Origin of the sequence: Pseudozobellia sp. WGM2 (assembly GCF_017810075.1) — a bacterium.
Classification (GTDB): Bacteria; Bacteroidota; Bacteroidia; order Flavobacteriales; family Flavobacteriaceae; genus JADNYK01.
Map to the genome: position 1 here is coordinate 71,585 of NZ_JADNYK010000004.1, position 20,724 is coordinate 92,308.

The 20,724-nt window shown below is 37.0% G+C and carries 18 protein-coding genes; 12 read left to right on the plus strand and 6 right to left on the minus strand.

The window, feature by feature from the left end:
* The first annotated feature begins 48 nt into the window (after positions 1-48).
* Positions 49-1,167 (plus strand): GNAT family N-acetyltransferase, encoded by a 1,119-nt coding sequence (locus IV512_RS10185; RefSeq protein ID WP_209403025.1) that lies wholly within the window; start codon positions 49-51, stop codon positions 1,165-1,167.
* 13 nt (positions 1,168-1,180) lie between these two features.
* Here the strand turns inward: IV512_RS10185 and IV512_RS10190 are convergent, their stop codons facing one another.
* A complete protein-coding gene (locus IV512_RS10190; RefSeq protein WP_209403027.1) occupies positions 1,181-3,235 on the minus strand; it encodes a HAMP domain-containing sensor histidine kinase in 2,055 nt (684 codons plus the stop codon).
* A 303-nt stretch (positions 3,236-3,538) separates the two neighbouring features.
* On the minus strand, positions 3,539-5,617 hold the full coding sequence (locus IV512_RS10195) for an ATP-binding protein (RefSeq protein ID WP_209403029.1): 2,079 nt from the start codon (positions 5,615-5,617) through the stop codon (positions 3,539-3,541).
* Between the two features lie 154 nt (positions 5,618-5,771).
* Here IV512_RS10195 and IV512_RS10200 point away from each other — a divergent pair, with 154 nt between their 5' ends.
* The 3 genes from IV512_RS10200 (at position 5,772) to IV512_RS10210 (ending at position 8,271) form a co-directional block, all read left to right on the plus strand.
* Positions 5,772-7,232, plus strand: coding sequence for a potassium/proton antiporter (locus IV512_RS10200; RefSeq protein ID WP_209403031.1), 1,461 nt, complete (start codon positions 5,772-5,774; stop codon positions 7,230-7,232).
* 68 nt (positions 7,233-7,300) lie between these two features.
* On the plus strand, positions 7,301-7,669 hold the full coding sequence (locus IV512_RS10205) for a hypothetical protein (RefSeq protein WP_209403033.1): 369 nt from the start codon (positions 7,301-7,303) through the stop codon (positions 7,667-7,669).
* Between the two features lie 104 nt (positions 7,670-7,773).
* Positions 7,774-8,271 carry a hypothetical protein gene (locus IV512_RS10210; RefSeq protein WP_209403035.1) on the plus strand — a complete coding sequence of 166 codons (498 nt, stop codon included), beginning with the start codon at positions 7,774-7,776 and terminating at the stop codon, positions 8,269-8,271.
* A 56-nt stretch (positions 8,272-8,327) separates the two neighbouring features.
* Here IV512_RS10210 and IV512_RS10215 read toward each other — a convergent pair whose 3' ends face one another.
* From IV512_RS10215 to IV512_RS10225, 3 genes are all read right to left on the minus strand, one after another.
* Positions 8,328-9,587 (minus strand): aminotransferase class I/II-fold pyridoxal phosphate-dependent enzyme, encoded by a 1,260-nt coding sequence (locus IV512_RS10215; RefSeq protein WP_100871914.1) that lies wholly within the window; start codon positions 9,585-9,587, stop codon positions 8,328-8,330.
* 122 nt (positions 9,588-9,709) lie between these two features.
* Positions 9,710-10,753: a PLP-dependent cysteine synthase family protein gene (locus tag IV512_RS10220; protein ID WP_209403037.1), complete on the minus strand. Its 1,044-nt coding sequence runs from the start codon at positions 10,751-10,753 to the stop codon at positions 9,710-9,712.
* A gap of 80 nt (positions 10,754-10,833) precedes the next feature.
* Entirely contained in the window at positions 10,834-12,891 is a 2,058-nt protein-coding gene (locus tag IV512_RS10225) for a S9 family peptidase (protein WP_245224724.1), read from the minus strand.
* Positions 12,892-13,032: 141 nt separating this feature from the next.
* Between IV512_RS10225 and IV512_RS10230 the strand changes: the two genes are divergently transcribed.
* Both IV512_RS10230 and IV512_RS20025 read left to right on the plus strand, forming a co-directional pair.
* Positions 13,033-13,362, plus strand: coding sequence for a YbaB/EbfC family nucleoid-associated protein (locus IV512_RS10230; protein ID WP_100871911.1), 330 nt, complete (start codon positions 13,033-13,035; stop codon positions 13,360-13,362).
* A gap of 133 nt (positions 13,363-13,495) precedes the next feature.
* Complete coding sequence (locus tag IV512_RS20025; protein ID WP_209403041.1) at positions 13,496-13,819, plus strand: YegP family protein; 324 nt, start codon at positions 13,496-13,498, stop codon at positions 13,817-13,819.
* Here the strand turns inward: IV512_RS20025 and IV512_RS10240 are convergent.
* Positions 13,814-14,836 (minus strand): low specificity L-threonine aldolase, encoded by a 1,023-nt coding sequence (locus IV512_RS10240; protein WP_209403043.1) that lies wholly within the window; start codon positions 14,834-14,836, stop codon positions 13,814-13,816. The genes IV512_RS20025 and IV512_RS10240 overlap by 6 nt on opposite strands.
* A gap of 225 nt (positions 14,837-15,061) precedes the next feature.
* Here IV512_RS10240 and IV512_RS10245 point away from each other — a divergent pair, with 225 nt between their 5' ends.
* From IV512_RS10245 to IV512_RS10270, 6 genes are all read left to right on the plus strand, one after another.
* Positions 15,062-16,525, plus strand: a complete 1,464-nt coding sequence (locus IV512_RS10245; RefSeq protein WP_209403045.1) for a circularly permuted type 2 ATP-grasp protein — start codon at positions 15,062-15,064, stop codon at positions 16,523-16,525.
* Positions 16,526-16,587: 62 nt separating this feature from the next.
* On the plus strand, positions 16,588-17,535 hold the full coding sequence (locus IV512_RS10250) for an alpha-E domain-containing protein (RefSeq protein WP_209403047.1): 948 nt from the start codon (positions 16,588-16,590) through the stop codon (positions 17,533-17,535).
* Positions 17,536-17,657: 122 nt separating this feature from the next.
* Positions 17,658-18,437, plus strand: coding sequence for a transglutaminase family protein (locus IV512_RS10255; RefSeq protein ID WP_245224725.1), 780 nt, complete (start codon positions 17,658-17,660; stop codon positions 18,435-18,437).
* A gap of 95 nt (positions 18,438-18,532) precedes the next feature.
* Positions 18,533-19,634 (plus strand): peptide chain release factor 2 gene (gene prfB, locus IV512_RS10260; RefSeq protein ID WP_209403905.1). Its coding sequence is split into 2 segments (ribosomal slippage): positions 18,533-18,595 and positions 18,597-19,634, totalling 1,101 coding nucleotides; the frame shifts between segments, so codons are not numbered across the junction.
* 39 nt (positions 19,635-19,673) lie between these two features.
* The gene (gene arsC / locus IV512_RS10265) at positions 19,674-20,021 is read left to right on the plus strand and encodes an arsenate reductase (glutaredoxin) (protein WP_209403049.1); all 348 of its coding nucleotides are present in this window, start codon (positions 19,674-19,676) and stop codon (positions 20,019-20,021) included.
* Positions 20,022-20,212: 191 nt separating this feature from the next.
* On the plus strand, positions 20,213-20,722 hold the full coding sequence (locus IV512_RS10270; protein WP_209403051.1) for a hypothetical protein: 510 nt from the start codon (positions 20,213-20,215) through the stop codon (positions 20,720-20,722).
* Positions 20,723-20,724 lie beyond the last annotated feature (2 nt).

Sequence of the window (20,724 nt, forward strand, 5' to 3'; positions counted from 1 at the left end):
TATTCTCAGTTGAATTATGCCTAATATTGACCTTACAAAATAAACGGTATGGTCTCCTTAAAAGAAGCGGTTTCAAAGAGCGAAATAAAAAGTTTCGTTAAGTTTCCCTTCTCCATTTACAAGGATTCCAAATACTGGGTGCCACCCATCATAGCAGATGAGATGGAAACCTTCGACAAAAATAAAAACCCTGCTTTTAAAAATGCCGATGCCCGTTTTTTTATCGCATACAAAAACAATGAACCCGTAGGGCGCATTGTTGCGATTGTAAATCACCTAGAAATCAATCAACAAAAAGTAAAAAAAATGCGCTTTGGTTGGTTTGATTTTATTGATGATCCAGAGGTATCTAAATGCTTACTTGATAAAGTAGCCGATATTGGCCGAGAGCATCAGCTCGAATTTATGGAAGGACCAGTGGGCTTCTCTAATTTAGACAAGGTCGGTGTTCTTACCGAGGGTTACGACCACATTGGCAGTATGGTGACCTGGTATAATTACCCGTATTACGTTGAGCATTATGAACGTTTAGGTTTTCAAAAAGAAAAGAGGTATGTTGAGAACAAGTTTCCTAGTAGTAATGCCGATCCGGCATTATTTACCAAACTAAACGGAATCGTAAAAAAAAGGTATGATTTACGTGAGGTAAATTTTAAAAAAACAAAAGAAGTTCTGCCCATGGCAGACCAAATGTTCGACCTTTTCAACGAAACATATTCGAAGTTATCATCACACGTGCCGATTACAGAAGAACAGAAAGCTTATTTCAAAAAAAAATACATCTCATTTATCAACCCTGAGTACATAAAATTTATCGTTGACAAAGAAGATAAGTTGATAGCTTTCGCAATTGTTATGCCCTCCTTCTCTGTTGCTCTCCAAAAAGCTAACGGCAAATTGTTCCCGTGGGGAATATATCATTTACTTAAAGCGAAAAAACACAATAAAGACGCTTTGTTCTATTTGATAGGTATACATCCTGAGTATCAAAACAAAGGCGTTACCGCAATCATATTCAACGAGTATTACAAGACATTCAAGAAAAAAGGTATTGAAATGTGCTATCGCACACCCGAACTAGAAGATAATATTGCGATTCGTCAAATGTGGAAACACTTCGACCCAAAAATCTATAAACGCCGCTCTACTTATAAAAAGTACCTCTAATGCACCTTAGGAATCAACTTAAATTTTGATTGCTATATTTAGGTATGGTAAAATAAAAGCAAGAGCCACTCCCCTCCTGACTATCCACCCATATCTCACCACCATTATTCTCAACCATCTCTTTGCAAACCGTTAAACCAAGGCCCGTACCTTTTTCTCCTTTGGTGCCATATGTAGTGAAATTCGTATCGTTTTCAAAAATATGTTTTTGTACATCAGGGCTCATTCCAACTCCTGAGTCCTTCACATAAATTTCAAGCATTTTATCTTGTGTATTACAGCCTACGTTTATAGTGCCATTTATGGGTGTAAATTTAATTGCGTTACTAAGCAGGTTTCTTAGAACAATATCCACTTGGTCTTTATCTGCCCAAGCCAACTCATCTTCACCAAATTCGTTCATTAGTTCAATAGACTTTTTATTAGCTACTTCCGATAAAAGCGAAATATTAGCATTGACGATTTCGCCCATGTTAATTTTCGCTGGAATTGTCTTTATACCATCCATTTGAGTCTTTCCCCAAGTCAATAGATTATTCAATGTAAAAAGAAGACCATCTAAACTATTTTCGAACTTCGGTGCAAAATGCAAGAGGTCATCTTTTGATAGTTTTCCCCTATTGATCATACTCACCAAATCTTTAAATGAATTCATAGGGCCTTTTAAATCATGACTTATGATTGAAAATAATTTGGTTTTGTTTTCATTGCTTTGGTGTAGCACTTTAGACCTTTCTTCTAGCTCGACTTTGCTTAAATGCAGTTCTTTGTTTAAAGATTTTTGCTGTTTTTCATTATGAATCACAAAGAAAGTAATGGTCAGTAAAATAAGAAGTAAGGTTATAGTAGTATAAAGTATATATTTTTGACGTTTTAAATTTCGGTTTGATTCTAGACGTATGGTCTGCTCTGTATTCTTAAAATTCATTTCGGCCAAGGAAACTTTTAATTTAGTTTCGCTCGTTGCCACCTCTAAAGAATCGGAGAGTTTCGTATAACTGACCAAATAATTATTGGCTTCTTTAAAGTCGTCGAGTGCTGTATTTATTTTGTGCATCAATAACGAAGCTTCTAACTTTCCGTTATTATAATTTGATTTATTAGCCAACTCTAAAGCCAAAAAGCCAAAGTCTTTAGCTTCAGCATAGTTTTGGCTTAAAAGTTGAACTTTGGCCAATCCCAGATTAGTTTCTACAATTCTTTTGGCATCTTCTCTACCTTCCAATAATTTAAGAGCCTTTGTAAAATAATTTTGGGCAGACTTTAAATCTTTATGTTCAAGATTAACTTTACCTAAAATTATATAACCTTCGGTTTTTGTTAATTTATCATCAATATTTTCAAGAATTTTAAATGAATTTAAAACCTCTTTCTTGGCAAAATCATATTTTTCTTGGTTATAATATAAATCGGCCTTGTTCATATATATTTGGGCCAAATGAAGATTTTCGGGTTGAGTTAAAAGCAATTCTAGTGACTTGTCGAAATACATTAAAGCCTTCTCATACTCTTTGATTATCGAAAGAATCACACCTGCGTTGGTAGTGAATTTCAGTCTCTTCTCCCAATTACCAATAGTAAGAGCATGATTTAAGCCTAATTGATTATATTCAAAAACCTTATGGAATTCTTTTTTTCTTAAATGACCGATACCCAAAATGTTTATGCAATCTAGATATACGGAATCGGCGCCGATTTTTTTGGCATATTCCAAAGCTTCTCTAGCCAATTTAAAACTTTTGTCATTTACCACTTTGAGCATCGATGCTCTTGCGATTATCTGCTTTCCTTTGGCTATGCTCTGCTCTATACTGTTAGATTCTCCAAATGCAATTAATTTCTCACCTATATGATATGCGGTAGTGGGATCGTCTCTGACAACTAGTTTTGCTTTTTTACTCAAGTAGGCTATATAGGCTTCACTACTTTTGCTCAAATTATTTTTAACCAATTCGTCATCAGAATATTTCAAATCAAAAGGGCAGTTCGCTACCATTTGCAATGGAAACAAAAGTAAAATTGCAAAGAGATAGAATAGCATTCTAAAAAAAGTAAACAAATACTTCATCACTAGCGGTTTGGGTAGAAATTCTTGAAGACTAAACTGTAGACGGTACATATACCATAAGCCTTCAAAAACTTTTGGTTGCACCTCTTGAAGGTAAATTAAAAATTTTAAATCAATTCCAGTGAAAAGTTAAAATCTCACAGATTTGATAGATACCCATTCATCACATCTAAAATTATAAAAATTCTCTCACCTCTAGAAGTCTAATAATTGATAAGTAATAGGAATAATCTGTTTTTAAGGGGAAGTAGAAAGAAAATATAAACAGAATAACTGCACGTCTGCCTTTAACCCCCTTAATATTTATGGTATAAGTTTAGGCACTGTAAAATAGAAGTTTGAGCCACTACCTACTTTACTATCGACCCAAATATCTCCTTTGTTGTTCAAGACCATTTCTTTGCAGACCATTAAGCCCAATCCGGTACCTTTTTCACCCTTGGTACCATAGGTAGTAAAACTAGAATCATCATTAAATATTCGAGCAACAGTTTCTTCATTCATGCCAATTCCTGAATCTTGAACGCAGACCTGCCATTTATCATTCATATTACTGGCGTAAATGGTAATCACTCCATTTTCTTTCGTGAATTTTATGGCATTGCTCAGCAAATTTCTAATAACTATATCTATTTGGTCTCTATCGGCCCATGCATTACTTTTTACACTGAGCTGATTGACCAATTCTATAGATTTTTTCTGGGCAATCTCTGATAAAAGAGAAATATTAGTAGCTGCTAAATCATGTAAATTGATGTTGACAGGCTCAGTTTTGATTCCGCCCATTTGATTCTTTCCCCAAGTCAACAAATTATTTAGAGTCAATAAAATACCATCTATTTTATTTTCAAACTGAGGTGCGAACATGTCTATTTCTTGTTTTGAAATCACCCCCCTGTTGTACATCTTAACCAATTCTTTGAATGAGTTCATAGGACCTTTCAAATCATGGCTTATGATAGAAAAAAGTTTACTTTTATCATCATTGCTTTGGCTCAATATCAACGATTGTTTTTCAAGCTCCATTTTACTCACGTATAGACTCCTATTTAAAACCCTCTGCTTTCTCTCATTCTGCATAATTATAAGTGTGATGCCCACCAATATCAATAACAAAAATACTGTCGCATATAATATAAAGTTTTGGCGTCTCTTATTTATTCTCTCCTCGGCTTTCGCTTGATCTTGTTTCTGTTTTAAATTCATCTCTACCAACTTGATTCTCACTTTGGTTTGGTTTTCAGCTACCTCAAGAGAATCTAACAAATGCGTATGAGTGAGCAGGTACTTGCTAGCGCGTTCATAGTTTTTAAGATGTGAATTAATTTGATGAAGTAGTTTCGATGACTCTAACTTGCCATTATTATAGTTCGATGTATTTGAATATTTACTAGCAATAAGAGCATATTTTTCTGCCTCTTTTAACTTACTACTTTTAAGAGCAATACCGGAAAAACCAAGGTTTACTTGGGCCAATCGTTTATAATCTTGCCAGTTTACAAGCAATTTATCGGCTTTATCGTAATAATTTTTTGCACCTAACAAATCACCTTTCTCAAAGCTAATTTTTCCTCGAATTAAATTTGCCTCAGTTTCTATAAGTTGATTTTCGAACCCATCTAAAACTTGCAGAGATGTTGAAATTTCTCTTTCCGCTAAATCATATTTTTTTTGGTAATAAAATAGATCGGCTTTGTTCATATGAAGTTTTGCCAACTGTATCGATTCTTTATTAGTTGTCGATAAGTTTAGAGCTTCATCAAAATATTTAAGTGCTTTATCGTATTCTCCAACTTTTAGAAGTATTACCCCTGCATTTGTCGTGAACCTTAACCTTCTATCCTTAATATTGGCTTTCTTAGCAAATTCAAGCCCCATTTGATTGTATTGAAAGACCTTGTGATATTCTTTTTTTCTAAAATGGCCTAAGCCTAGAATGTTAATACAATCTAGATAAACAGTATCTGCTTTAATTTTCAGGGCGTAATCAAGGGCTTCTTTTGCCATTCGAAAGCTGCTAACGTTTACCGTTTTATTCATAGAGGCACGAGCCATAACTTCTTTCCCCTTCGCTATGCAAATCTCTAAATTATTGGTTTCGCCCAATAACACTAACTGCTCTCCTATTGAATAGGCTTCGTCAGGTTTTTTACGAAATAGCTCACTCGCCTTCTCACTCAGGTAATCAATACATTCATTAGTATTTCTATCATTGCAGTCAGTTGTATCTTCATAAAAGTGAGTAAGTAGGTTTAAATCGGAAACAACTACTTCTGAAAGTGGTGAAGCTGAAGAATCAGATTTACCAATTAGCCATAGGAAAAGAACCATTATACTAATTGTAAATGGTATTTTTACACGAGAAATATTTAACTGTTTCATGACCTCAAAAGTTTGAAGCGCGAGGGTTAAACTATATAACGCCATGAACATCAAATTGTTATAAAATCTTATTTATTTTGTAGTAAAAAACCTATAAAATTGGTTTTTCAAAATTATATCAGCTAATACGATTTAAATCTCAAGATAAAACACAATGAATCTTACCATAGAAAATATTGTTCTAGTCGGGTCATTATTGTTGTTGATCAGTATTATTGCAGGAAAAACTTCTTACAAGTTTGGAGTACCAATATTACTTTTCTTCCTTGCCATTGGTATGCTTGCGGGCTCTGACGGACTTGGAGGTATTCAATTCAATGATCCTAAGACTGCACAATTTATTGGACTTGTTTCATTGAATTTTATACTTTTTTCAGGAGGGTTAGACACTAACTGGAACTCGATTAAACCCGTTTTACGCGAGGGCATTGCCTTATCAACATTAGGTGTTTTACTCACGGCCTTATCTTTGGGAACCTTTGTTTGGCTGATAACCGATTTTACGATTTACGAAAGCATGCTTTTAGGTTCGATAGTTTCATCGACCGATGCGGCAGCAGTTTTTTCAATCTTACGCTCTAAAAGCCTTGCCCTGAAAACCAATTTGAGACCTACCTTAGAACTAGAGAGCGGTAGTAACGACCCAATGGCCTATGTATTGACCATTGCCTTTTTAACATTGGTAGTCAATCAAGATCAAAGCATTTTTTCGGTAATACCAATGCTCTTACAGCAAATGATTCTTGGTGGTATTGCCGGTTTTATATTCGGTAAACTCAGCAAACTGATTATAAATAAAATAAAACTTGATTTTGAAGGGCTTTATCCCGTACTGGTCATTTCGTTAATGTTCATTACCTTTTCTGCTACCAATGTTTTAGGTGGTAACGGATTTCTTGCTATTTATATTTGTGCCGTATACTTAGGAAACCAAGATTTAATACACAAAAAAACTATTTTAAAAGTCTATGATGGGCTCGCATGGCTTATGCAAATCGTGCTCTTTCTTACGTTAGGCCTACTGGTATTCCCAGGTCAGGTAGTACCGATTTTTGGTATTGGCCTTCTCATTTCCGTATTTTTGATTCTTATCGCTCGACCTATAGGAGTGTTCATCAGTTTGATTTTCTTTAAAATGAAAATGAGAAGACGTCTTTATATTTCTTGGGTAGGCTTAAGGGGGGCGGTACCCATTGTATTTGCAACCTATCCTCTTTTGGCAGGTATTGAAAAAGCCAATATGATATTTAATATCGTTTTTTTTATATCTGTAACTTCTGTACTAATTCAGGGTACGACCCTCTCACTTATTGCGAAATGGCTTCATGTTGCATTGCCCGAAAAAGCCAAAAAACTGACGGCGACCGACTTGTTAATGACCGAAAACCCAAAGGCCGAAATGAGAGAGATAACCGTAACAAAAAACTGTTTTGCTGTAGATAAAAAGATAGTCGACCTCAGTTTTCCAAAGAATGCGATAATCGCCATGATTATTAGAGACAATAGCTATATTACACCAAACGGAAGCACCGAGATTTTGGCAGATGATACCTTAGTGGTTCTGGCAGATAAGGCTCAAGCCTTTGAAGAGGTAAACAGAACTCTTAAAATATAGGATGTCTATTTTATTTAAATTAACATCTTAGATGGTATTTTTGATTTCCGCTCGACTAATTTTGCACTATGGGCAAGCTTCTTAAGCCACTTTTCGGAATTTTCTTGGTTGCAATCTTGCAGCTTTCATTGGGTATATTATCTATCCCAAAAGATAATTCGTTTGCTGAAGTAAACCCACACTCAAAGAAAGAGCTCTTTGTTCATCATTCTCAGGTCAAATTTAATTGTGCTCTTCTTGGAATTGATATTAGCGGTGAGAATGTAGCAGTATCGCCACTGATCAAAAGTAAGAATCCATTTGATTTTCAGGCGAGCGTAAAACATAGTGAAAAATTTTACTTAGCCAAACATAGGTCTTATATAAAGTTTTCGAAACAGCTTCTTATCCGCTTACGAAAATGCGATATAATCTTTCCTTTCCATTATTTCTGGTAACATTTCTTCTCTAGAAAATTTTATCATGCTCGACTGAGCAAAATAAACGCCGGGTAAATACCTATTGGCGCAAATCATCAATTTTATTATTTAAATAAATACCCATGAATACAGATTTTGGTAGTGCACTCGTGTGCGCAGTAATTTTAATTATATGTATACTACCGTTCGTTTTTCTTTTTAGAGGGAAAAGCAAAAGGCAGAAAAAATTATTTAAAGTCATTAAATCAATGGCTACCGATAATGGATATGAATTAGGCAAGTTTGAAATATTCACCAACTTCGCCATTGGCGTTGATGCAAAAAATAATTTTCTATTCTTTTATAAGGAAGGGGAAAACTTTGCTAAAGAATATCGCATTGCACTTAATGAAATAAAGGATTGTAAAATAATTCAAACAGATAAAGTAATAAATCGTGATAAGAAACGAAGTTTTATTGTGGATAAGCTTGAACTGAACCTTTTACCTTTTTCGGCGCAAGGGTCTGAGATAAGCATAGAATTCTTTAATACTGATGATAATTTACCTCTTTATAGTGAATTAAGTTCCTTGAAAAGCTGGAAAGAATACATTCAAAAAAATCTTCAAATAGCAGCGTAAAAACAAAAGGCCTTTCAAAAATTTGGAAGGCCTTTTAGTCTATATTTCTTATCGCACTATTCTCCCATTGCAGCGGCAACTGCAGCTGATAGCTTTTTATAAGTACCGTTCTCTAGGCGTTCTCTAATTGCAGAAAATGCCTCCAACGTCTCCTCGATATCTACCAAGGTATGTGTTGCTGTAGGAATCATACGTAACAGAATCAACCCTTTAGGTATTACTGGGTATACAACTATAGAACAGAAGATTCCGTAATTTTCACGTAAATCTTTTACCAACGCCATAGCTTCCGGTATACTGCCGTTTAAATAAACCGGGGTAACACAACTATTGGTATCACCAATGTTAAAACCTCTACTGGTCAAACCATTTTGCAATGCATTTACATTCTCCCATAACTTCGCCTTAAGTTCTGGCATGGTACGTAACATATCAAGCCTTTTCAGCGCTCCCTTAACATAAATCATAGGTAACGACTTAGCGAACATTTGAGAACGTAAGTTATATTTTAAGTAATCAATGATTTGCTTGTCAGCAGCCAAAAATGCTCCGATACTTGCCATCGACTTTGCAAATGTTGCAAAATAAACGTCTATGCCATCTTGAACCCCCTGTTCTTGACCTGCACCTGCACCGGTCTTACCAAGGGTACCGAAACCATGAGCGTCATCAACAAAAAGCCTAAAGTTATACTTTTCTTTAAGTGCAACTATTTCCTTTAGTTTGCCTTGCTCTCCACGCATGCCAAAAACACCTTCTGAAATCACCAAGATACCACCACCAGTTTGCTCGGCCATTTTGGTAGCACGCTCGAGATTTTTTTCAAGACTATCAATATCATTGTGCTTAAAGGTAAAACGCTTGCCCATATGCAGTCTCACACCATCGATAATACAGGCATGGGAATCAACATCATACACTATGATATCATCTTTCGACACCAAGGCATCTATAGCAGAAACCATTCCCTGATAGCCGAAATTCAATAAATAAGCAGATTCTTTATCTACAAAATCAGCGAGTTCTTGCTGCAATTGTTCGTGAAAATCGGTGTGACCACTCATCATTCGAGCTCCCATAGGGTAAGCGGCGCCATATTCGGCCGCAGCTTCACCGTCTACTTTCTTTATTTCAGGCAAATTTGCCAGACCAAGGTAATCGTTGATACTCCAAGTAATTACATCTTTACCTTGAAACTTCATTCGGTTAGAAATAGGCCCTTCAAGTTTAGGAAAAACGAAATAACCCTCTGCCTGTGATGCCCATTTTCCCAATGGTCCCTTGTTGTCTAAAATTCTATCAAATAAATCTCGCATTCGTTTCGATTAAGTTCTGCCTGCAAAAGTATGATTTTCAGCACGAAATTCATAAATAATTGATGTACAAAAAAAGCAACGACCTTTCGGGTTGCTGCTTTTTATGACCTCACAGGAAAATATTATTCTTTTATGTATTGTATCTTCTGAGTTTCTTCGACCTTCTTTGTATCAAAGAAACCTTGATCCTCCATCCATTGATCACTATAGACCTTACTCATGTAGCGCGATCCATGATCTGGGAAAATAACTACAACATTATCATCGGATTTGAATCTACCTGCCTCATTGAGTTGTTTGAGGGCCTGCATTACCGCTCCGCTTGTGTACCCGGCAAATATGCCTTCGGTCTTGGCGATTTCTCGTGCAGTATGGGCACTCTCAGAATCGGTAACCTTTATGAATTCATCGATCATATCGAAATCAGTGGCCGCCGGAATTAGATTCTTGCCTAAACCCTCGATACGGTATGGATAAATTTCTTTGCTGTCGAACTCTCGTGTTTCATGGTATTTCTTAAGAACCGATCCATAGGCATCTACCCCAATAACTTCAACATTAGGGTTCTGTTCTTTTAAAAACCTAGAAGTACCTGAAATCGTACCCCCTGTGCCGCTACAAGCCACCAAATGGGTGATTTGACCACCGGTTTGCTCCCAAATCTCAGGACCTGTAGATGCGTAATGAGCTTCAGTATTTAGTTCATTGAAATATTGGTTGATGTAAATCGAACCTTTAGTTTCTTGATGCAATCTTTTAGCCACTTCATAGTACGACCTGGGATCATCAGCACTAACATGCGCCGGACAAACATATACGGTTGCACCCATTGAACGCAACATATCGATTTTGTCTCTCGAAGATTTTGAGCTTACCGCCAATATGCAATCATACCCTTTAATGATACTGACCATAGCTATACTAAACCCAGTATTGCCTGAGGTAGTTTCAATAATGGTACTACCTTCTTTAAGAAGACCTTTACGTTCTGCCTCTTCAATAATATGCATTGCAATGCGATCTTTTGAAGAATGGCCTGGATTAAATGATTCTATTTTTGCAAAAAAATTACCGGTAAAACCTTTGGTAATTTTATTCAATCTAACGAGGGGAGTATTGCCTACGAGTTCTAAAATATTATCGTAAGCCTTAATCTTTTGTTCCATAAAGGATGTCTAGTTTGTAAAATGAGAAAGTGTTGAACTTTCTACATTTTCCTTGAGGCAAAATTACTATTTTTTTTCGATTAGTCGATTTTCCCTTCCAAATCCAATAAAAATGCATATTCTTTGGCTACTTCCTTTAGTGCTTCAAAGCGACCTGAAGCTCCACCATGACCTGCATCCATATTAATATCAAAAAGTAAAAGTTTATTATCGGTTTTCATTTCGCGCAACTTTGCGACCCATTTTGCCGGTTCAAAATACTGTACCTGCGAATCATGAAAACCTGTTGTAACCAGGATATTCGGATAAGCCTGAATCTTCACTTGGTCATAAGGTGAATAGGATTTCATGTACTGGTAATATTCTTTTTCATTGGGGTTGCCCCATTCATCATATTCCCCGGTAGTTAGAGGTATAGATTCATCTAACATGGTAGTCACAACGTCAACGAAAGGTACGGCAGCTATGATGCCGTTATAAATTTCGGGGGCCATGTTATTAATTGCACCCATCAACAACCCGCCTGCAGAACCTCCCATGGCATAAAGGTGACCTGCACCGGTATACCCCTCTGCAATCAAAAATTTTGAACAATCGATAAAATCGGTGAAGGTGTTCATCTTTTTGAGCAATTTACCCTCTTCATACCATTTTCTACCCAAATATTCACCACCCCTAATATGCGCTATCGCATATACAAAACCGCGGTCTAAAAGACTTAATCTTACAGTTGAAAAATAGGGGTCGATAGTGTGCCCATAAGAACCATACGCATATTGAAGTATGGGCGTGTTAGAATTCAGCTCCGTATTCTTATGGTACACAAAAGACATCGGTATTTTTTCACCATCTCTGGCCGTAGCCCATAATCTTTTTTCAACATAATTTTCTTTATCGAAATTACCGCCAAGAACCTCTTGCTCTTTTTTCACTGTCTTTTCTCGGGTACCCATATCAAAATCTATGACCGAGTTAGGGGTAACCATAGAATTATAGGCATATCTTAAGATATCGGTATCAAAGTCAGGGTTTCTGCTTACCCCAGCGGTATAGGTTTCACTATCAAAAGGCAAGTAATAGCTCTCATCACCGTTCCACCGAACAATCTTGATTTTATTTAGTCCGTTTTCTCGTTCGGAAACCACGTAATAATCTTTGAAAATATCGATATCTTCCAGTAGTACATCGTCTCTATGGGGAATAAATTCTTTCCAATTTTCAGATGAAGTGTGGTCTTCATTGACTTTCATCAATTTAAAATTGGTAGCCGAATCTTTATTCGTCAAAACGTACCAATGGTCACCGTAGTGTGAAATGCCGTACTCTAAACCTCTCTTTCTAGAGGAAAACATTTTTAAATCACCATCCGGAAAATCTGAAAGTAAGGTTTGATATTCTGAAGTTAGTGTACTATAAGACCCAACAATTATATATTTCTTCGATTTCGATTTATAGACATAGGTGCCAAAAGTTTCATCTTGCTCATGAAATACCAACTCATCATTACTGGCTTGAACCCCTAGTTTATGCTTGTAAATTTTATCTGAACGAAGGGTAATCGGGTCTTTCTGGGTATAAAAAAGCGTCTTATTATCATTTGCCCAAACCGATCCGCCGGTGGTATTCTCGATTTTATCGGTAAGAATCTCACCAGTTTCCAAGTTTTTTATCTGAATGGTATACTGACGTCTAGATACCGTATCTACGCCAAAAGCCGCTAATTTATTATCGGGGCTTATCGCAATGCCACCAATACTAAAGTATTCATGGTCTCTCGCCATTTCGTTACCATCGAACATAATTTCTTCTTTGGCATCCAAGGTTTCTTTTTTTCTTGAGTATATCGGGTATTCCTTTCCTAATTCATATCGTGTAATATACCAATAGCCGTTCTGTTTATATGGTACAGATTCATCATCTTCTTTAATGCGGCCTTTCATTTCATCAAACAGCTTTTTCTGAAATTCTTTGGTATGCTCGGTACTTTTATTGTAGAAATCATTCTCGGCTTCCAAATACTCAACAACCTCTTGGTTTTCCCGGTCATTAAGCCAGTAGTAAGGGTCAATTCTTATATCGCCATGTTTTTCTAATTTATGTGGAATTTTCTTGGCGATCGGTGCGACAACTTGGGTCATAGGTAAATTTTGGCTTTGTAATAAGGGCGCAAAGGTAATACATAGTATTACAATGATATTTCTTTTCAAATACAAGTTCATTAAAAGAGATTTATCCTACAATTTAGTAATTTTGAAATCTAAAACTATAAAAAAGAAAATATGTTTGGAGATATGATGGGCATGATGGGTAAGTTAAAGGAAACCCAACAGAAAGTAGAGGAAACCAAAAAAAGGTTAGACACCGTTACCCTTGAAGAAAGTTCGCCTGAGAACCTGGTAAAGGTAACTATTACCGCGAACCGTGAGGTAAAGGAAATTAAGATTGACGATAGCCTTTTAGAAGACAAAGAACAACTTGAAGATTATTTAATACTGACCGTAAATAAAGCAATAGCCAAAGCTACTCAAGTAAATGAAACCGAACTGGCCGCGGTTGCCAAAGACGGAATGCCGAACATACCCGGCATGGATTCCCTCTTTGGAAAATAAGACTTTTGGCAAGGTGTTCTCTACTCAAGAAACACCTTACCATTCTATTACGAACGTTTAATTGTTGTTCTTTTCGCAGGTAATCTTAGGCGAAGTATTCGTGTAATTTTGTATCTTTTACAAAAAACTGCAAGTGATAAGAATTTTAGAAAACAAGAACGTTGGTTATTACTTTATTCTAGAAGCCCAAAGCGGACAAACACTTCTCAAAAGCATAGATTTCACAAATAAAGATGCTGTTCAAAAAGCGATAGAATCACTGCACAACCTGTCTTTTAATAGAAATCATTTCGAGCGAAAAACAAATAATACAGGTCAATTCTTCTTTAACCTAAATGATGACAAGGCCAATCTTATCGGCACCAGCCAACTATACGATTCTGAGATGGGGATGGAAAACGGAATTAAAAACCTGACCAATCGAATTGTTCTTCTCAAAGAAGAAAATAACCTATAATGCTTTCAAGATTTTTAAAAATCGTTCATGCATATCATCGGTGTAGTCTAAATGGGTCACAATACGTAACTTACCTTGCCCCATTCCTATAATATGCACATTGTTCTCTGCTAGTTTTTCAACAAATCGCGAGCCTGACATTTTATCTTCATGAATCTCAAAAATGATAATATTGGTCTCTATACGTTCAACACTTTTGATAAAAGACAAACTTTTCAAAACGACGCCTATTTCTTTTGCCTTTAAATGATCTTCGCTAAGACGTTCAAGATGATGGTCTAACGCATAGATACCGGCAGCGGCCAAAAAACCGGATTGCCTCATACCGCCGCCCAAAATCTTTCGTACCCGTAAGGCTTTTTCAATGAGAATACGGTTACCGATCAATACGGAACCGACCGGGCAGCCCAACCCTTTACTAAGACAAACACTTATAGTGTCGAATAATGCCCCATATTGTTCAGGTGTCTCATTTTCAGCCACTAAGGCATTCCATAATCTTGCTCCATCTAAGTGATAGGCCAGCCCATGTTTTTCGCATATTGATTTGATTCGCTTCAGCTCTTCATAGTCCCAACAAGCACCCCCACCTTTATTAGTAGTATTTTCTATGGAAACCAAAGACGTTAGCGGACTATGGTAAAAATCTGGTGGATTGATCGCCGCCTCCACCTGATCCGCCGTCATCATACCCCTATGACCATCTACCAATCGACAAGAAACCCCACTATTAAAACTTACTCCCCCACCCTCGTAGTTGAAGACATGCGAGAACTTATCACAAATAAGTTGGTCACCAGGGTTGGTATGAAGTTTTATTCCTGTTTGATTGGCCATTGTTCCTGAAGGAAAAAATAAGGCCGCCTCTTTACCGAACATCGATGCTACTTTGTCTTCAAGAGCATTTACCGATGGGTCTTTCTTAAAAACGTCATCACCCACCTCGGCATGCATCATAGCTTCCATCATACCCTTTGTAGGTTTGGTAACCGTATCGCTTATGAGGTTTATTTCCATATTAAAATTAGTAAGGTTATAGACTGAAAGTCGTATCGAATTACCCCCCCAAAGTTACGTAAAATTGAATCTAGTCTCGGTAAAGAAGCTTTTGCAACTAAGAAAATCATTTTGTTAAAATATTCCTTTATTATTAATGAAATCGATATTTAGAGCTAATATTATTATGGATTTGAGCCCACATTTTATTTTGAAAACCAGTACCTTAAAGCAAAAGAATAGATCATGGGTAAAATTCAAAATCAGATATTCTCATCGTATCAAAGAAACCCTATTTTGTATGATGAAATTTTTGATAAACAGGGTACAATAAAAGAGGTTTATTCGAGGCTTTTCGAACTCTACGGTGGGCATACCATTAAAGAATATGTTAAACTGAACGAAAAAGCAAAATCTTCTTTCTTCAATCAAGGCATAACCTTTCAAGTATATAACGAAAAAGAAACGATGGAAAAGATTTTTCCGTTTGACCTTTTTCCAAGAATAATCGATCAAGAGGAGTGGGACATTATTGAACGCGGAGCCGTTCAACGTAGCAGGGCACTCAATCTCTTTCTTTGGGACATTTATCACGATAAGAAAATAATCAAGCAGGGCATTGTTCCTTTAGAGTTGATCAGTTCATCTGAAAATTATCTGGATCAAATGGTTGGTCTCGATCCGCCCGGCGGCATATACAACCATATTTCCGGCACAGATATAATCAAACATAACGATGGTAAATACTATGTTTTAGAAGACAATATTCGGTGCCCTTCAGGGGTAAGTTATGTTATATGTAACAGAACCGCTCTAAAAAGAGCGCTTTTCGGGGTCTTCAACCACTACAAGACCCATGCGGTTACCAATTATGCCGAAAACTTACTCGATTTGCTAGAGACCGTAAAACCTCAAGGTGTCGATTTACCAAACGTAGTTGTTTTAACACCGGGCATGTACAATTCGGCTTTCTATGAGCATTCGTATTTGGCCAAAACCATGGGGGTCGAATTGGTAGAAGGTCGTGATCTTTTTGTAGAAAATGATTTTGTTTATATGAGAACTATTCGTGGTCCTGAAAAAGTAGATATCATCTATCGGCGGGTCGATGATGGTTTTATTGACCCGTTAGAATTTCGCGCCGATTCGGCCCTAGGTGTACCCGGGCTTTTTGCAGCTTATAAAAAAGGTAATGTTACCTTGGCAAATGCCCCCGGCACAGGCGTAGCTGATGATAAGGCCATATACACCTATATGCCAGAAATTATTAAATACTATTTAGACGAAGAGCCGATTCTGAATAATGTTCATACCTATCACTGTAGCAGACCTGATGAATTGCAATATGTACTAGAACATATACCCGAGCTTGTAATCAAACCTGTCGATGAGGCGGGTGGCTATGGCATATCTATAGGAAACCGCTTGAGCAAAAGTGAAATTGAGGAAGTAAAGTCACAACTGAAGAGCAGCCCGCGAAAATATGTTGCCCAACCCATTATGTCTCTATCGGTTCACCCTACCTATATCGATGAAACGGAATCGTTTGAACAGCGTCATGTAGATTTAAGAACATTTACCGTATTGGGTCAAGACCGTGATTTTGTTCTAAAAGGTGGCCTCACACGAGTTGCTCTCAAACGTGGTAATCTTATTGTAAATTCATCTCAAGGTGGAGGGTCGAAAGACACATGGGTTCTGAAAAAATAATTAAGATAATCACAACAGAAATTGACCAAAACAAAGCAGAATAAGAACTTAGAAAACATTATATGCTAGCACGAGTAGCCAACAACCTCTTTTGGATGGGACGTTATATTGAACGTTCTGAACATGTGGCCAGATATTTGAACGTTAATTATTTCTCATCTTTAGATGCACCACATCAACTTTCGCAGTCTAGGCAATTCGTACTTCGGTCGATGCTTTACATGGTCGGCCTTTCCGATGGCGATGAATCTGAAGAGTTAGATGAAGCAAAAGTGCTTTATAAAATCGGAATGGATCCACAAAGTGAATTCTCGATTTTAAACAATGTAAAGTACGCCCGTGAGAATGCGAATAGTGCACGTGATTTGATTTCTACTGAATTGTATGAAGCTATTAATAAGTTTTACCACTTTGTATTTAATTATGATTCTAATATATACATGAAAAACGGCTTGCACGATTTCACTACCAATATAACCGAAATGAGTGCTATTTTACGGGGGAAGATGAGGGGCACCTTGTTGCACGACGAGATTTACGCCATTATCATGATGGGGGTCAATATTGAAAGAGCTACCCAAATTACACGAATCATCAATGCCAAGCATCATGATGCTCTAAAAGCCCAAGGCAGTTATGGTGATAAATTTAGCAACAGTTACGAATGGACCACTTTATTAAAATGTGCCGAGTCTTATGATATGATGCGAAGATTCTACAAAAAAACGCCTAACAGTATCTCTACGTTAGAATTTTTAATTCTAAACCCAAATTGCCCGAGATCGGTAATGAACAGTCTTAATCAAGTATATAAACATATTAGGTTATTGGACCCCAGTAAAAGATACAATAAAAACTCTACGGCATTTTTGGTCGGCCGAGTAAGGGCCGAATATCAATACAAGTATATTAGGGAAATTGAAGAGGATATTCAATATTTTATCAAGAGTATTTTAGATAGTCTTTCTGAAATTAGCGAAAAAATGGAAAATGAGTTTTTTAACTATTGATTCGTTTTCATTGCCTATCTTTCCTGAAATTTACACTAAAAAATTAATTTCTGGAATATTCAATTACATACACCTGCGAAAACACATATGACCACGAGGTAATTGATGCCCTGTGGCAATTTTTGATTATTCCTGAAGAAAATGAATCCCAAGATTTTGTAAAGGTTGACTTCAGTACTTCCGTTAAAACTATTATCGAATATTCTGAAAATGGTTATGGTTTTCGAACCATAAGGGTAAAATCAAAAGAACCGTTTGATAAAATATCTTTTGAAGCTAGAATACGACTAGTAAAAAAAGCTGCCGACCCTTTTAAGTCGATTAATCTAATTGAAGACCCTGCAATTTCCTATTCAGAGATACAAACGTTACTTTTTCGAATTGAGCACGACTCCTTCTTGCGCACTACTGACCTCACTTTTTTACCATCTAAATATGCTACGCTTTTTACCTTTGATAAAGAGAAATCGATATTCGAGAACCTTCAAGCCCTCAATCAATTCATATTTAACTACGTAAGCTTTAAGCCTAACATGACCGATGTGAATTCAACTGTGGCAGAATTTATAGAAAAAAAACAAGGGGTTTGTCAAGATATGGTTCACCTTTTTTGCGCATTGGCTAGACATAACGGCATACCTACCAGATACGTTTCCGGTTTTCTTCATCAAGGCAATGGCTATTTTGGCGACTCTCAAATGCACGCTTGGTCCGAAGCATTTATTCCCAACGCAGGTTGGATCGCTTTTGATCCCACCAACAACATTTTAGCGAACAACGACCATATCAAAGTAGCCCATGGTAAAGATTACAGTGATTGCGCCCCTTTAAAAGGCGTTATTAATGGGCCAGGCACCAACAAAACTCAATACACAGTGCAGGTCGAGAGTCAGCAGCAGTAAATTCCATTGAACTTTATACAAAAGAGTGAAACTTTTCTTAATGCTATTCAATGCTGAAAAAGTGTGCTACTTTTGCAGAAAATAATAATAGAATGATAATAACCACAGACCACTATAAAGGTCTTCAAGATCGCCTTGGTGCGTTAAGGAGGTATCTTTGACGTTGATACGAAGCTCATTGAAATAGAAAACGAACAAGAAAAAACCCTTGCCCCCGATTTTTGGGACAACCCTCAGGAAGCACAGGCACAAATGAAATTCATTCAATCTAAAAAGCAATGGGTTGATGATTTCAATATTTCCAAGACCTTAGTGGGCGACCTAGAAGTTTTACTAGAGTTTTTTCAAGAGGGCGATGTTACCGAAGAAGAAGTCAATAATCAATACGAAAAGGCACTCACCCAGATAGAAAAACTAGAGTTCAAAAACATGCTTTCTGAAGAAGGTGATGAACTACCGGCCGTGCTTCAGATAACCGCGGGCGCCGGTGGCACTGAAAGTTGTGACTGGGCTTCGATGTTGTTGCGTATGTATATGATGTGGGCGGAAAAAAGCGGTTTTAAGGTCAAAGAACTCAATTACCAAGAAGGTGATGTTGCGGGTATCAAAACCGTTACCCTTGAAATTGATGGAGACTATGCATTCGGTTGGTTAAAGGGTGAAAACGGTGTTCATCGTTTAGTTCGAATTTCCCCATTTGATAGCAATGCCAAAAGGCATACATCTTTTGCGTCGGTTTACGTGTACCCCTTAGTAGATGACAGTATCGAGGTTGATGTCAACCCCGCCGATATTACGATTACCACTGCCCGCTCTAGCGGTGCCGGGGGGCAGAACGTTAACAAGGTAGAAACCAAGGTTCAATTGGTGCACCATCCGACAGGAATACAAATTTCATGTTCAGATTCTAGAAGTCAACACGACAACAGGGCTACTGCCATGAAAATGCTGAAATCGCAATTGTATGAAATCGAGCTGCGAAAGAAAATGGAGGCTCGTAACGAAATTGAATCGTCAAAAATGAAGATTGAATGGGGATCACAAATTAGAAATTATGTGATGCATCCGTATAAATTGGTAAAGGATGTGCGTACATCTCAAGAAACAGGCAACGTTGATTCGGTTATGGATGGCGATATAGATTCTTTTCTTAAAGCCTATTTAATGATGATGGGGCAAAAAGAAGAAGATGAGTAAGTTTGTAAATTATTCGATAAACTAGAAACCAATAATAAGATGATTAAAATATATCACAACCCTAGATGTAGAAAATCGAGGGAAGGCTTGGGCTTAGTTGAAAAATCAGGTCAAGATTTTGAAGTGGTAAAGTATTTGGAAGAAGTACCTACCAAAGAAGACCTTCGTAAAATTTTAGGTTGTCTCGCTATAACCCCAGACATGCTAGTGAGGAAGAACGAAGCTATTTGGAAAGAGAATTTCAGAGGTAAATTACTCTCTGATGATGAAATTCTTGATGCCATGATAAAGTATCCCAAACTAATAGAAAGACCAATTGTGGTCAAGGGTGATAAAGCGGTAATCGGGAGACCTACCGAAAGGGTTGAAGAGATCCTGGCACAGTAATAAGCGCTCTTAATTTCAATTGATTTGCATAACATTTCTTTCCGAAAGGCTTTAGATTGTTGTGCATTTTTTTTATTATATACATCATTCTTAATAATTGGTACATTTGTTGCCAAAGTAATTTAACAAAGCTTTAACCAAGGTAGGTTAAACCTTCATCAAACATTATAATCTAATAAACCGATATCGTCATGAAAAACTATATCAATTACACGTTCTTATTCTTTGCATTGCTACTTACCGGAGCCGAATTACAGGCGCAGTACGGCTATAGAGGTGGTGGTTATGGTTATGGTGGAGGAGGTTATGGTTATGGCAGACAGCGAAACGCCATACCACAAGTAGAGCAAACTCCTAAAGAGCCAGAGCCCAAAACTGCCGAACAGATAGTGGACGGTGAAATGCCTAAAATATCTGAAACTCTTGAACTCAACGAATTTGAGAGCGCAGTTTTAAGTTCAATTCTAAAAAAATACGTGCAAAAACGTATTGAGATGCAGATTTTAGAACTGACACCTGAGCAGATGCGTGAAGGCATGGAAAAAATCACCAAGGCCCAAGACGAAGAGCTTATGGCCGGCTTGCCTTTAGAAAAATATGAGGCTTTTGTAGAAATGCAGAAAAAAGGTATTCAAAAAAGCCAAAAAGAGAAGAAGAAAGAACGAAAGCGAAAAAATAAAAAGAAGAAAACCAAAGACTAAAA